The organism is Pseudoalteromonas luteoviolacea, from assembly GCF_018100925.1.
GTDB lineage: Bacteria > Pseudomonadota > Gammaproteobacteria > Enterobacterales > Alteromonadaceae > Pseudoalteromonas > Pseudoalteromonas obscura.
In genome coordinates this window covers 60,194-75,774 of sequence record NZ_JAGJEH010000003.1, presented here as the reverse complement: position 1 = coordinate 75,774, position 15,581 = coordinate 60,194, and the positions used below count along the sequence as shown (strand labels likewise).

Sequence of the window (15,581 nt, the reverse complement as noted above, 5' to 3'; positions counted from 1 at the left end):
ACAACTTACTTATGGTTTGGATGCTTGAGATAGCATCGATGGGGCCAACCAGCCTATTGATGCCAATTTTCATACTCTAACAAAATAAAAATAATTAAATAGGTATTAAGAATGAACAACCTAACAGTATCTCTATTATCTGAGCTGAAAAGCTTGGGAATTCAACTAACGCAGGCGCAGGGAAAACTTAAGTTAAAGGCCCCTGAAGGGGCATTAACCGAGGCACTAAAAGAAAAAATACTCAAGCACAAAGGAGATATCATCGCATTGCTGAAGCTCCAGGAAGAGGGCTTTACCAAACTAGATAAAATACCCAAACGCACGTCAAACAATGCGCTACCTCTGTCCAACGCACAGCGCAAGTTGTGGTTGATAGATATGCTCAAAGGTACAAGTATCCATTACAACATGCCAGGCACTTTGCGGTTTGAGGGGACTTTAGATGAAAGAGCGCTGTATCGAGCAATAGAAACAATCATACAACGTCATGAAGCCCTGAGAACGGTGATAAAAGTTGATGAGCAAGGTAAGCCTTATCAACATATTTACGACTCTTTTGAATTTTCACTTCCGGTGGTTGACCTCACACCTTTAACACCGCAACAGCAATACGATGCGGTTGTCGAACACTATGTGGAAGATATCAATACTGCGTTTGACTTGTCCAAAGACTTAATGTTCCGTGCGCAGTTACTCAAGTTAAATACACAGACCCATGTTCTTGTATTTGATATTCACCACATTTCGGCGGATGGTTGGTCGTTTGAAATATTCTACAAAGAGCTCGGTCTATTGTACCTTGCTTATAGCTCAGGTAAGGCCAATCCATTACCTTCACTACCAGTTCAATTTGCCGATTACACGTTGTGGATGGAATCTAAGTTTGAGAACAAGGAATTGGATGAACAATTGGCATACTGGCAGGCACACCTTGCTGAATTACCTGCAGTGCACAAGTTACCGTTGGATAAAGAAAGGCCTGAAGTTCAAACCTTAAATGGCAAGAAGTACAGCAAAAAATTTAGTGCGCAAACGTACGCTGCGCTTAAGCAGTTTGCAGAACGCAATAGTGTCAGTTTATTTATCGTTTTACAAAGTGCTTTTGCGGCAGTGCTCAGTCGTTGGAGCGATGAAAAAGATATTGTTATGGCGACGCCCAATGCGAACCGCGCGAGGCCGGAACTGGCGGAGTTGATTGGCTTTTTTACCAATACGCTTATTTTGAGAACTGAGTGTGATCTGGGCCAGTCTTTTAACCAGTTTTTGCAATCGTCTACACAGGTCTTACATAAGGCTTATGAAAACCAGCTGGTCCCCTTCGATATATTAGTTGAGGCTCTAAATCCGCCGCGAGTGATGGCTCATAATGCGTTGGTACAAATTACATTTTCTCTTGAGAGCAATAGAACGGGCCCGGCGGATGCTCTGAGCTCCTCGACTTTAAAAGTAACGTCGGCCATTGATGAAAGCAATGCACCCATAGAAGTGCCAAGCAAGTTTGACCTAGAGTTCTATATTTGGGAACTTGAAAACGGGTGTAGATTTGATTGGACTTACAATCGAGATTTGTTTGAAGAAGAAACAATCAGGGCTTTGGATCGCGATTTTGAATGCTGTCTGCACGGTATTTTGAATAACCCAGATTTGCCGATGCACCAATTTTTTAGCTTGGACACACATCAGCAACAATTGATCACGCAAAGTAATGCCCAGCATTTGCCCTGCCCAAATAATGAAACGCTTTTCGATATGCTGGAGCGCCAGTACGAGCGGACACCGAACAATATTGCTGTCAAATATGGCGAGTTGTCATTGACATACTGTCAGCTACATGAAAAGGCAAACCAATTGGCGTATTGCCTGCGGACATATCAAGGCGTTCAGCCCGGGCAGCTAGTAGGCCTATATTCTGAGCGTTCAGTGGATATGATCATTGGCATGTTGGCAATTATTAAAGCAGGCGGCTGTTACATGCCGTTAGACCCCAGTTTGCCGAAGCAACGGCTGGACTATATGTTAGCCGATGCGAAAGTGTCTCTGGTGTTGGCGCAAACACATTTATGTCATAGTTTGGCAAGCTCGACTATCACAGTACAGCAAATTGCAACTGAGCAGAGCTGGCCTTGCACTACTTTGTCAAATCACGCGTCGGCTGAGTTGCCTGTCTATGCCATTTACACGTCAGGGTCAACAGGGCGACCAAAAGGTGTTTTGAACAATAACAAAGGATTATGTCATAAATTGCATGGCATCCAGCATCAATACTCACTGCAAGCTGGGGAGCGAATGCTGCAAAAAACACCGGCCCATTTTGATGTATCTATCTTTGAAATTTTCTGGCCGTTGACTACAGGAGCAACAACGGTGTTAGCTGAACCTGAAGCGCACAAAGATCCGCAACGTGTGTATCAGCTTATTTGCTCGGAGCAGATCAATGTTGTGCACTTCGTTCCTGCCATGCTTAGGCTGTTCTTAGAGGAAATTAAGGGCGGAGAGTTAGCAAGCTTAAGGTTGCTATTTACGAGCGGTGAGGAGTTAAGCTATGCGGTGCAAGCCCAAGCTATCGACGTGCTCAAAGGAGTTGAGTTAGTTAACCTCTATGGCCCTACGGAAACGGCGATTCATGTGACGGGCTGGCGCTTTAATGAACTTAGAGCCGATAAAAAAGTGCCCATAGGTTTTGCCTTGCCGAATGTACAAACGCATGTACTTGATCCTTGGCAGCAGCCTGTCCCAATAGGTGTCAGTGGTGAGCTGTTTATTGGTGGTCCACAGGTGGGGATGTGCTATTTAAACAATGAGCCCTTAACAGCAGAGCGGTTTCCTACACTTGTAATAAATGGCCATCAAACACGTGTTTACAGAACTGGTGACAGAGCTAGACGCTTAAAAGACGGTGCAATTGAATTCTTAGGTCGTTTTGATGAACAGGTCAAACTGAGAGGATTTAGAATAGAACTGGGTGAGATTGAATTTGCACTGATGAATATCAGCGAAGTAGAGTCTGCGGCTGTTGCGATTAAGGAACTTGAGAAAGGTGTTGCCAGCAGCGCACTGCTTGTCGCATATGTAACATTGAGAGATGGCAACATAACTGACGCTGCCATTAAAGAGGAGCTTAGTAAGTTTTTGCCCGACTATATGGTACCAGCTGCGATTGTACGAATGACCGAGCTGCCACTGACCTCGAGCGGCAAGCTTAATCGACTTGCTTTACCCGCGCCGGGCTTTGTTCCAACTACAACAGATATTCTTCAGCCACAAAGTGGCACTGAAAAAGCTGTCTTGCGCATTTTCTCAGAGTTGCTAAATCGGGAAGATATTTGTATTACAGCAGACTTTTTTAGTTTAGGTGGCCACTCCTTGTTAGCCAGTGAGCTGCGCATGAAGCTACAAAAAAGCATGAATATGGATGTGCCACTGAGTGTGATTTTTGAAAAGCCAACGGTAAAAGCGCTGTCAGTATGGTGTGACAATGCTACCAGCAACTCCATATCATCTATTGAGGCTGTACCAGAAGCACAGTGGGTTCCCTCTTTTTCGCAGCAAAGCCTGTGGTTTATCTCGCAAATTGAAGGTGGCTCAAAATACAATATTCATGATAGTTTCTTGATGACAGGTCAGCTGGATATTCCAGCCCTGACACAGGCTTTTATTGCTTTGATAGAACGCCACAGCGTTTTTCGTCAAGTTTTTCCTACCGTGAATGGTCAGCCAAAATTAACTTTGTTGAACAGCTATTCCCCATTAACCGTTACGTCACTGGCACATTTGCAAGGTGATGAGCAACTCGAAGCGCTTGAAAAGCTAAGTACTGAGCATGCTTTGTATCCATTTGATATTAGCGCGCAAGGGCTTTTAAAAGCGCAACTGGTGGTGCTTAGTGAGCAGCGTTATAGGTTGATGCTGACTCTGCACCACTTGGTTGTAGACGGTCAATCATTCCCTGTTTTGATGCGTGATTTGATAAGCCTCTACAGTGCACAGTGTGGCAACAAAGTAACGCTGCCAGCGATGAGTATTCAATACGGTGACTTTGCCGTGTGGCAAAAGGCCCATGCCGATGGCGGTGCTATTGAGCAACAAAAAGCGTACTGGTTGAAAAAGCTCAAAGGTGCCCCTGAATTACTCTCTTTACCTGCCGACTACCCGCGACCATCAGAGGTATCATATCGCGGGGAAACATTGGCGCTTGCGTTTCCTGACGCTTTAATTTCACCGCTGGAGAGTTTTAGCAGAAAAAATGACAGCACATTGTTTATGACCTTATTGACCATTTACAAAGCACTATTGTCTATGTACAGCGATGAAACGGATATTTGTGTTGGTACAGCGGTCAATAATCGCAGTCATCACCAACTGAAAGACGTCATTGGCATGTTTGTTAACCGGCTAGTGTTACGTTCAGAGATCTCCCTCGGCGAGAGCTTGAGTGAGGCGCTTGTCAAAGTGCGCCAGACCACACTAGATGCTTTTAGCCATCAAGATTTACCATTCAGTCAGCTGGTTACTGAAATAAATCCACAGCGTAATTTGAGCTATAACGCACTGTTTCAAGTGGCCTTTCAGTTTGAGCAGAGCAGCATGAGCCATATGCAAAACCACAGTATGGATTTAGAGGGCCTCTGCATAGAAAAAGAGCAGGTTGCTGATAACATTTCAAAATATGACTTGTCGTTATACGTAGTTGAAAGCTCCGGGAAGTTGGAATGCAATTGGGAATATTCGAGCGATTTATTTAAAAGAGAACGGATTGAGCGAATGCACGACCAATTTTGCAACTTATTGGAAGCTGCTTTAGATAAGCCAAATGAGCCTCTTGCCGACTTACTCATGGGAGAGTATGGGGCAGGTGTATTTACGATTTAAGTTTCATTAAATAATCACAATAATAAAGAATCCATAATGAATACTAAGATAAGCAACACCTTACCTGATGGTATACTTTCATCACGAGTAAAAAGAGTGCTAAAAATTGCGGCAAGTCCACCGACTGAGCAAGCTCCTCTAGATAGTACGCTGGTATTGGAGTTTGACTTTCAAATTGACAGTACGCTGGTGGAAAAGGCGCTAAATACGCTTGTTGCTCGCCATGATATTCTTCGAACTCGGTTCGTACTAAGTGGCGAACAAGTGCATGTCAATGTATCACCAAAAAGTGCCATAGCGCTGCAACAGTTTGAGCTGTCAGATAGTCAGCTCATTGAGAAGATTATACAAACCGAGCAAAATAAGCGTTTCGATCTCGCATCAGAGCCCCTCATTGCCGCATCGTTAGTTGTATGTGACAGCGCATGTGGACAAGTGCGCACAGTGTTAATACTGCGTGTTCACAGTGCCATTGCTGAGCCTGAGTGCAAAGCAATCATATTAAATGAGTTCTGTTCGATATATGAAGACTATGACCGGGGCTTGGTTAGTGCCTTAGCGCCTGTAAAACGGCAATATTTGGCTTGCCTTTTGGAGTCTGCGGGGAAAACGTTTATTGCTCAGTCCGGTGCTGGTGACGTGTATAGACGGACAGATTTGGCTCAGAGCGAAGACTCGAAAGACAGTCATACTGTTTTTAAACAGTACAATATAGGCGCAAATCAAGTTCGCAAACTAAAGGAATTCGCTCAATCAAAGGGGGTAACCTCTTTTGCAGTTTTGAAATGTGCCTTTGGTGTGATGTTATTAAAAGCTGGTTTAGCTGATTGGCATGTAGGACATGTGGTTTCCACGCGTCGCGACAATTTATCAAATGATATGTTAGGGGCTTTTGATACCGTTATTGGCAGTCGTCATATTGTAGATGAAAATACCCGTGTTGACATCATTCTAGAAGCTGTGTGGGACTCGCTATTGGAGTCATTAGATGAGGTGGATGGATTAGAGCGTCGCGATCTATCTACACGCTTAGAGTGTACGATACCAGCTTTTGACGTGGTGTTGAGCTATGAAAAGTGGCTCGGAGATGGCCTGCCGCTAGCGCGTATCGGTGGCACGCTTCGCAAATGCCACTCTCTACCGGTAATTATTCCAGTGCCTTTATCAATTAACGTGGTTGAGTCTAGTCACGGTATTAGTCTGGACTGTCATTTTTCAGCTGAACAGTTTGAGCGTTCGAACATTCAAAGCATGTTGACATCATTCGAGCTGATACTTTCTGCCATTTGCGACGATTCAGCCTATACGGTGAAAGAGCTTCCCTTTATTGACCGTGCAGAGTTTCAACACTTGGTCTATGGCATTAATAGCAGCTGGGTCGACTACTCAAAAAGTCAGTGTATTCACGAGCTTTTTGAGCATCAAGCAAATACGAGACCTGACGCAGTTGCGCTGATTTGCAATGGCGAATCCATGAGCTATGAGGAATTAAATAACAAGGCCAATCAACTCGCACACTATTTAATCCGCGATCAGGGCGTACAACCAAACTCCTTGGTTGGTGTTTGTATGAGCCGCTCTTTCGAGATGGTCATCAGCCTGCTCGGGATAATGAAAGCGGGGGCGGCTTATGTTCCTTTGGATCCGACTTACCCCGAAAATCGGCTTAGCTATATGATTGAAGATACCCAGCTCGCAGTGGTGCTGGCTGATAAGGCTGGTGGACACTCTTTACCGGCCTCGTATCTGGGTACTGTTGTGAAGCTTGATGACTTTGCGACGACATCGAATCACTTTTTGGTCGACTTTGATACTTACAATCTTGATAAACGCACTTTGGGGTTAAACTCTGAACACCTCGCGTATGTTATCTACACATCGGGTTCTACCGGCAAACCCAAAGGGGTTATGATAGAGCACCAATCAGTGTCAAATTTCATCTCAAGTATGTGTGATAAGTTATCGGTTTCTTGTCAAGATAAGGTATTAGCGCAAACTTCCATTAACTTTGACATTCATGTACTGGAGCTTTACGTCACGTTGAGCGCGGGAGCTACACTCATCGTAGCCAGTGATGAACAGCGTAAAACACCTGAAACAATCATCCAATTGGTAACAAATCACCACATCACATTAATTCAGGCAACGCCGAGTTTATGGAAATCTATGTTCGATTACGGTTGGCAAAGCAGCGCCAGAATGTCTCTTTTGTGTGGTGGAGAAGCCCTATCTCCAACGCTGTTAGAAACCTTCCACAATAAGTGTCCTCAGAGTCAGGTTTTTAATATGTATGGCCCGACAGAGACAACCGTTTGGTCCGCCATTGCAACCCTCGATACGTCATATTGTCACTTGGGCAAAGTGATTCAAAATACGCAGTTTTATGTACTTGATGAGGCACAAAGGCTTCAGCCTCATGGAACAATTGGGGAGCTTTATATTGGTGGGCAAGGGCTTGCTCGTGGATATTTACACAGGCCAAGTTTGACTGCTGAGCGTTTCATCGACAATCCATATTACGACCATAACATTAAAGGTAGCTCCAAAAAGCTCTATAAAACTGGCGATTTAGTTAGGTATTTAGCAGATGATAACCTGGAGTTCGTGGGGCGAATAGATGACCAAGTGAAGATCCGCGGGTTTCGAATTGAACTGGCAGAGATAGAGAGTGTGCTGCACCGCCTCACTGCTGTGCACTCTGCACAAGTTGTGACTGCGAATATCGCGGGCAGTCAGCAACTTGTCGGGTATATAAAACAGCATAATAAAGAGTCAAATAATGGGGCTTCAATTGACACCATCAAAGCTGCATTGAGCGCCCAATTGCCTGAATATATGGTGCCCAGCTTATTGATATTCATTGAAGAGTGGCCACTTACGCCAAATGGAAAAATTGATAAACAAGCATTGCCCGACCCGCAAGGTAGCAATTTGCATGGTGAGTATGTCGCTCCATCTACAGAAATTGAAGAAAAGCTGGTGCAAATTTGGGCGGAACTACTGGACTTGGACAACGAAAAGATCAGCTGCGCAGCCAGTTTTTTTAATTTAGGTGGTCATTCATTGTTAGTGAATCAACTTTTGCAAAATATAGATAGCCATTTAGGGGTTGAACTGCAACTTGCGGAGCTGTTTAGCGCAGTAACCATTCACCAACAAGCTGAATTGGTCGCACTCTCTATCTCGCAATTAGCCCTTGATGAAGCGCTTGCAGCTGCCGATGAGGTTGAGATTATGGCGTTTTAGACATTTTGCTTATGGATAAGGCATTCAGTGTAAATAAGCTTACTTTAGTATAAAAGCTACGCGTGCTCTGTTTGACAGAGCACGCCGTCAAATGACAAATTTGGGAGATGTAAATGGTTACTTTTGAAAGTGCAGTTTATATAAACTAAGTGTTTTTTAAAGGTAAAATATTTGCATATAAAAATATTCATTAAATTTTTATTTAGATTTTGTCATTTATTGGGTATAATGGCCTTCCAGAGGAAAGAGGTGCGTATTACGCATCTTTTTTTATGTCTGTTTTTTATACAGAATAAGCTAGCAGCCTCCCTCAGGCTGAATACACACACGGCGATTCCTTTGGAGATTTTATGACAACAGTTTTACCACGCGTTGGTCTATCTGCGCTTAGTGCTGCGATTTTATCCGCAGTGAGCTTACCATCCTTTGCAGCTGAAGATACTCAGGCTAAAAATAATACCTTTGAGAAAATTGAAGTAACAGCACGTAAACGTACTGAAAGCCTGTTTGAAACACCAACCGCGATCACTTCTATTGGCTCGGAAGCTATTGAAAAAGGCAACATGAGCAATTTAGATGACATTGGTAAATTTGTTCCAAATCTAAATATCACTCGTTATGGTGTTGGTAATGCCGCGCATGCTTCGGTATTTATTCGTGGTATTGGTCTTCAAGATCACATTATCACCACAGATCCTGGCGTAGGTGTTTATGTTGATGGTGTTTACTTAGGCCGTCAGATGGGGTCAAACTTATCGCTGCCTAATATTGAGCGTGTAGAAGTACTTCGTGGCCCACAAGGCACACTATATGGTCGTAATACGCTTGGTGGTGCGGTTAACATCATCACTAAAAAGCCTGGTAGTGAAGACATTGTTCGCGTTGAGTCGAAAGTAGGCTCTCGAGGCAGACTTGGTGGAGATATCTACACAAACCAAACCATCAATGACCAGTGGAGCTTTGCAGCTAACGCGTCTTATAAAGAGCGCGGTGGTGTTGGCCATGCGGTAAACCTAGCTAACCCTGAAAAAGAAATTGGTGAAGAACAAGAAATGAGTGGTCGTTTGGCGCTTAAATGGCAGCCAAGCAGTGACTTTAGTTTAAATGTAGCCCTTGATGGGGTGGATAACGAATCAGGGCAATCTCCTTACACAATTGAGGTAACAGGTGGTCTTGATGCAAATAATCCTGACAATGGCGACTTCCCATTACTGAAAGAGAGCATGTTACCAGACAACCCTGATGACTTAGGATCAACAGTGGCAGGCATTGAGAGCACTGACTACTCTGGTTGGGGGGCATCAGTGATTGCAGATTGGCAAGTAAATGATGTCTACGCAGTGAAATTTATCACCAGCAAGCGCAGCTCTGATTACACCGGTGGCCTTGATGATGATGGTACGCCACTTCATTTGTCAGAGTTTCCTGAAGAGGGTGGTGCAGATCAGTTTTCAGTTGAATTTCAGCTAAATGGTACATTTGATTCTTGGGATTTTGTATCGGGTTTGTATTACTTTAACGAAGATGGCTTCACAGCATCGGCACCTTACGTATATTCGCCATTCAATACGCCAGCTGCACCGGGTTCTTTCCGTATTGAGCAAGAAACCGACTCTTATGCAGCCTACTTTAATGCGAGTTTTGATATTACCGAGCAGTTAAGCTTGGGTGGTGGTTTAAGGTATTCGGAAGACTCCAAAGATGCGACTGCGGATTTCACTTGGTTTAGGAAAAATGCGACAGCAGAGTTTGATGAAGTGACTTGGGATGTGAATGCTGCATATCAATTAAATCGTGATATGAATGTGTACGCACAAATACAAAAAGGCTATCAAAGTGGTGGTTTTCCACCGCGCCCATTTAGTGGTGGCGATGCATTTGTTTCATTTGATGAAACTAAAGCGCTTAACTACGAAGTCGGCTTTAAAGGCCAAGTTCATGACCGTGTGTCTATGATGGTTGCGGTATTTGTCACAGATTACACAGATTTGGCGTTGCCATTTAATGACCCGTCAAATGGATTCAATACTTATATTGAAAATGCCGGTGAATCACGCGCGCAGGGTATTGAGCTAGAAACGACAGTCGCTGTGACAGATGACTTTAGCATTCGTAGCTCAATGGGCTACCTAGACTCTGAAATCACACATGTTGATGAGGGTGTGCAAGGGATCACGGTAGGTAATGCACCAGCTTTGACGCCGCGTTGGACTGTTATGGTTGCTCCTTCATACTTTATGGACCTTGATTCAGGTGCGACGGTTGCTGTGAATGCAAGCTACTCTTACCGTTCTGATATGCAGGGTCAGTCAGTGAATAACCCAAATGAATTCATTGAATCTCGTGAGTTATTTGGATTCAATCTTTCTTATACTAACAGCGAAGGCGATACAGAAATTACCTTATATGGTGAGAATGTATTTAACGAAGTATATGATGTTGGCCGTTTACAACAAGTTGGCTTTGTTGGTGTGATGCGCAGCAATGACCGAAGTGAATTTGGCTTAAAGTTCAGAAAAGACTTTTGGCTAGACTAACTTAACAAGAAGGCCGGCTTATGCTGGCCTTTTAACTTTTGTAGAAAATTGAAAGCGCTTTTTAAATTTGGCTTTTCGCAACGAATATTCAATGACAGCCCTGTTGGATTCCCCTACACTCTGCAATACACTCGACTCAAGCTGAAGATTGAATGCAGTTTACTGTTCACACATTATCTCGAATTATGGATGGCGTTAGCGCCATGGCGATTTCTGCGAAAGGAATTTCAATAGAGACTAAGTCGGTCAAAAAGCTGTATACGTGGCAGTCACAATCTCAGCCCCCAGTTATACTCAACGGCAAGATCACGCCAAAAATACAGGTGTTCACGGCCGATGCGAGCTTTAAAGTACGCATTCAGACATGTGACATTGAGCTTGCGCAATTCGAGCTGCAAAAGCTGTGGTTGAGTTCCCATGTGAACAAGCTAAAGCAAAGTATTTTGAAGTTGGAATCATTGCTAGAAAAGCGCTATTTATCACACAGTCTATTATCGGCTGCGCAGCGAATGACCTCGGAATTAGCCCAGTATTGGTTAACTTGGTCTTTAGACAAGCGATTTGAACCCCATTTAGGCCAAACACGTTTCACACTAGAAGAAGTACACCACTGGCAGCAACAGGATATCGATGAATTCAGGGAAGCTTTTATTAAAAAGCAGTTGCATGACTTTGAAGCCTATTTTGATTCAGTATCTGCACAGCCATTAACGATTGCACAACGTAGAGCCTGTGTGGTGGTAGATGAAAGACAACTGCTGCTTGCTGGTGCTGGTACTGGGAAAACCAGTGTGATGATTGCCAAAGTGGGTTACTTGTTGGCGTCAAAAATTGCGCAGAGTAGCCAGATACTGATGTTAGCCTATGGCAAAGACGCGGCAGATGAAATGCATCAACGCCTAAAATATGCACAATTTGATGCCGCATGCCGAACATTTCACAGCCTCGGAACATTTATTCTAACGGAGGTTGAGGGTCGTGCGCCAGTATTGTCAAACATGTCTAATAGCGAGCAGCAAAAGAGACAGTTTATACATGAAACACTGGTGTCTCTGTGCCAAGACCAAGAGTTTAAAACACGTTTTCTTACGCTACTAAAGTCAGAATTCAAATTGGTAAAAAGTGATACCGAAATTGATTTTGCTTCGCCGTCAGTGTCGCGCGCTGTACGCCTTTTTTGTGAACTGATTGGTTTATATAAACAGGCTGCAAGTTTAGGCAGTATGCAACATATAGAAGGGCAGTATGAATCAGTATTGGCGGTGTTTCGTCCAGTTTTGACTGAATACCAATTATATTTGGCCAATGAACAAAGCATTGATTATGACGATATGATCAGCCGAGCGATTAAGTATGTAAAGTCTGGTCAGTTTCGCAGTCCTTGGGTACATATTTTAGTGGACGAGTTTCAAGATATCTCCCCTGTGCGCGCAGAATTAGTGAAAGTATTGCTCGCCCAGCATCCGCGCAGTCACCTATTTGCGGTAGGGGATGACTGGCAATCTATATATCGCTTCAGTGGTGCAGACCTTACATTGACAACACATTTTGCACAGCACTTTGGTCCGTCGACTGTGATGCAATTGGATAAAACCTTTCGCTATGGTCAAGATTTGCTAGATTTAGCCAGTGATTTTGTCTGCCAAAACCCACAGCAAATTGTCAAACAAGTGCGAGCACAAAGAGTGCCTGATGAACCGTCAGTTTTGATTACCCCTGAAGTATCAGAGAACTCATTCACTTTTGTGATTAAAAAAATAGCCGGCAACTCAGCACGTAACATGTCGGTGATGATTTTGGCGCGTTATCATAAACAATTGCCGTCAAAAGAAGCTTTGTTATTATTAAATGAGCAGTATACACACTTGAATATTAGTGCAATGACGTTTCATGCGGCAAAAGGCAAAGAAGCGGACTACACGATTCTGACAGGCCTTGATAGTGATTCAGTCCCAGCTAAGCGTCAAAACGACGAAATTATTGATGCTTTTTTACCTAAGATGGAAGTCTATCCAGATGCAGAAGAACGACGTTTGTTCTATGTTGCTCTGACTCGCGCAAAGCGTCAAACATATATCATGTCTCCGAAAAAGCCGAGTCATTTTATTGCAGAAATATCGACTCAACTTTAGTTAAGAGATTGAGAATATTCGCCATACAATTAGAAATGTCGCCCAGTGAGAGCTAGAGTTTGGGTATCACAGCCTACAATTGGAGCCTACTATGGCGGAAAATATACTGGCAGATGCGCTGACGCGGCTTGCGACGATTGCAAATCAACTAAACATTTCTAAAGATACACTTCAGGCTTTAAGTCAGCCTTTGTGCACCCTAACTTGTTACGTGTCGATTCGTAAAGACAATGGTAAGACAGCCTATTTTAATGCCTATCGTTGCCACTACAATAATTTGTTAGGACCAACAAAAGGTGGGATCCGGTTTCATTTGGATGTCGATCAGAATGAGGTTGAAGCGTTGGCACTTTGGATGACGCTGAAGTGCGCCGCGGTTAATGTGCCATTTGGTGGCGCAAAAGGGGGCGTGGCCGTGGATGCAAAGTCGCTTTCTGCACTTGAAATAGAACGTCTTTCCCGTGCCTATGTCCGCGCAATGGCTGATTTTATTGGCCCGGATACAGATATCCCTGCGCCGGATATGTATACCAATGAACGGATCATGGGCTGGATGATGGACGAATATCAAACCATTACGCGCTGTAAATCCCCATCGGCTTTCACTGGTAAGCCACTCATCTTTGGCGGCAGTAGCGGTAGAGATACAGCAACAGGTACAGGGGCGTTTTTATGTATCGAAGCATTAGCCAGTAAACTTGATTGGCAGAGAAATAAAAAAACGGTTGCAGTGCAAGGTTTTGGTAATGGCGGTGCGCAATGCGCAAAACTACTTCAACAAGCAGGCTATAAAGTTGTCGCAGTCAGTGATTCTCAAGGGGCCATATACGCGGAAGGGGGATTGGATATTAAAAGTATTGAGTTCAAAAAGCTGCATAGTAAACAACTGCAAGCTGTTTACTGTGAAGGGTCGGTATGCGAATTGATAGAGCATACCAAGCTCTCCAATCAAGCATTGTTAGAGCTCGATGTTGATATCTTAGTACCGGCGGCGATTGCAGGGGTGATCACTCAAAGCAATGCTGCTCAAATCAAAGCAAAAACAATCGTCGAAATTGCTAACGGGCCAATTAGTGCCAAAGCCGATGTCATTCTAAAAGCTAAAAATACGTTAGTGATCCCAGATATTTTAGCCAATGCAGGGGGCGTCATTGTGAGTTATTTTGAGTGGTGCCAAAATCGTCAGGGAATGCAGTGGAGTGAAGACAAAGTCGCGAAAAAACTATCAGAATATATACACAACACATTTGAAAAAGCGTGGTCCCTGCATGCCGACGGTAACCTTGATATGCGAGAAGCTGTTTATGCGCTGGCTTTGAAAAACTTATCATTGGCGATAGAAGCACATGGAACCCATGACTATTTTAGTGCTAACTCTTAGTTCAGAGCCAAAGGTACGCATTGTAGTTAGAATAATTACACAATACTAAATCACGCATCTTCCAATACTATTCTCATAATAACAGTAGTGCTGGTTGTTTTTTGTACTGCTGCGTTATAAAACGGCAAGAGGTAACCAAATGTAATGCATATTTAATGACCACAATCGACACAATTTTAAAAACTAAAATTTCTATTAAATACGTGCTTGTCTTACTCATAAGTATGTACGCTATCGATACTTTAACTAATCGTCAGGGCGCAGTCGCTCTGGTCGACTCCCACATTGATAATCAAGTTGATAATGTATGTCTCGAAATGCCTTCTCAGCATGAGTTGGCGTTAGAAGATGAAAGCCCAGTTCTTGTCAGCATGGTTGCGCCCCGTGACGATACCAAGTTAAACGTATTTCCTTTGCCTGAAGCGCAAATAGGTGTGACGCAACTTTCCTCTTTTAGCGGCGATACCCAGTTATCTCAAGCGCGCTTTTCTCAGCTCCAATCAGAATTTGCTATCAAAGATATTGAACTTTATATCCAATCTCAACGTGAACCGGATGGTACAAATATGGCGACGATGTTTGCACACGAGCCAGTTGATGAAGAGTGGGCGATACCACAAGAGCAAGTACTAACTGAGCTTTTCGATACGGATGGGCTAAGTATATATCCGTTCGAGCGCGCCAAATGCCGCAGTAGTCAATGTGCGGTTGGTGTGTTTGTAGCAAGTGATGACGAGGTACGCACCCTATCCATGGATTTAAGCTCCGCGCTGGCGGAGCTAGGTGGCGGCAATGGTGCGTTACCTATGATGATAGAAAAAAACCCACTAACAGATGAAGTGACTGTTTATATCGCGCGGACTATGCGGGGGTTTAGTTTGTCAAAGACTGGTGGGGGGCCTCGTCAAAATATAGGGCAGTAAGGAAGCGCTAGGGTATGCCTGTTCACTTGTTCATTGTGGTGAGTTTGGCGTTGTGTCGTATAGCCAATGCGTGCGACTGGTGTCGAAGTGAGTTCAATAGTGGTGATGATCGATAATAAATTGTACGCATTATCGATGGTATTGAGTTGGCCAAAGAAGTCAAAATCTTTGTAGGGCCATAAAAGTGCAAAGCGAAGTTTTTCAATGTTAGTTAAACATTTTTATTACGGACATATTAATCATTAAGGAGATTAAGCATGCATAAGTTATTACAAGGTACAGTATTAGCAGGGCTACTTATGGCCTCTGGACAGGCGCTGGCATGGTCATCCAGTGACCCAAGCTTTAATGACAACTGCCGATGGCAGTTAGTTAAAGTGCATCGTTATACAGGATTCTATGGTGAGGAGTATCGAGCTATTGGTTCATGTAAATATCAAAATAAATTTTTGAACTATAGAAACTCATATATTCACTACTGGTAATAATCGCT

The 15,581-nt window shown here is 43.7% G+C and carries 7 protein-coding genes; all 7 read left to right on the top strand.

Annotation, left to right across the window (positions count from 1 at the left end):
• Positions 1-111: 111 nt before the first annotated feature.
• On the top strand, positions 112-4,869 hold the full coding sequence (locus J8M00_RS06495; RefSeq protein ID WP_211009507.1) for a non-ribosomal peptide synthetase: 4,758 nt from the start codon (positions 112-114) through the stop codon (positions 4,867-4,869).
• A gap of 36 nt (positions 4,870-4,905) precedes the next feature.
• Positions 4,906-8,115: a non-ribosomal peptide synthetase gene (locus tag J8M00_RS06490; protein WP_211009506.1), complete on the top strand. Its 3,210-nt coding sequence runs from the start codon at positions 4,906-4,908 to the stop codon at positions 8,113-8,115.
• A gap of 350 nt (positions 8,116-8,465) precedes the next feature.
• A complete protein-coding gene (locus tag J8M00_RS06485; RefSeq protein WP_211009505.1) occupies positions 8,466-10,652 on the top strand; it encodes a TonB-dependent receptor in 2,187 nt (728 codons plus the stop codon).
• 152 nt (positions 10,653-10,804) lie between these two features.
• The gene (locus J8M00_RS06480) at positions 10,805-12,784 is read left to right on the top strand and encodes a UvrD-helicase domain-containing protein (protein WP_211009504.1); all 1,980 of its coding nucleotides are present in this window, start codon (positions 10,805-10,807) and stop codon (positions 12,782-12,784) included.
• Positions 12,785-12,875: 91 nt separating this feature from the next.
• Positions 12,876-14,165, top strand: coding sequence for a Glu/Leu/Phe/Val family dehydrogenase (locus J8M00_RS06475; protein ID WP_211009503.1), 1,290 nt, complete (start codon positions 12,876-12,878; stop codon positions 14,163-14,165).
• A gap of 155 nt (positions 14,166-14,320) precedes the next feature.
• Positions 14,321-15,088, top strand: coding sequence for a hypothetical protein (locus J8M00_RS06470; protein WP_211009502.1), 768 nt, complete (start codon positions 14,321-14,323; stop codon positions 15,086-15,088).
• Positions 15,089-15,345: 257 nt separating this feature from the next.
• A complete protein-coding gene (locus tag J8M00_RS06465; RefSeq protein ID WP_023398741.1) occupies positions 15,346-15,573 on the top strand; it encodes a hypothetical protein in 228 nt (75 codons plus the stop codon).
• Positions 15,574-15,581: the final 8 nt, after the last annotated feature.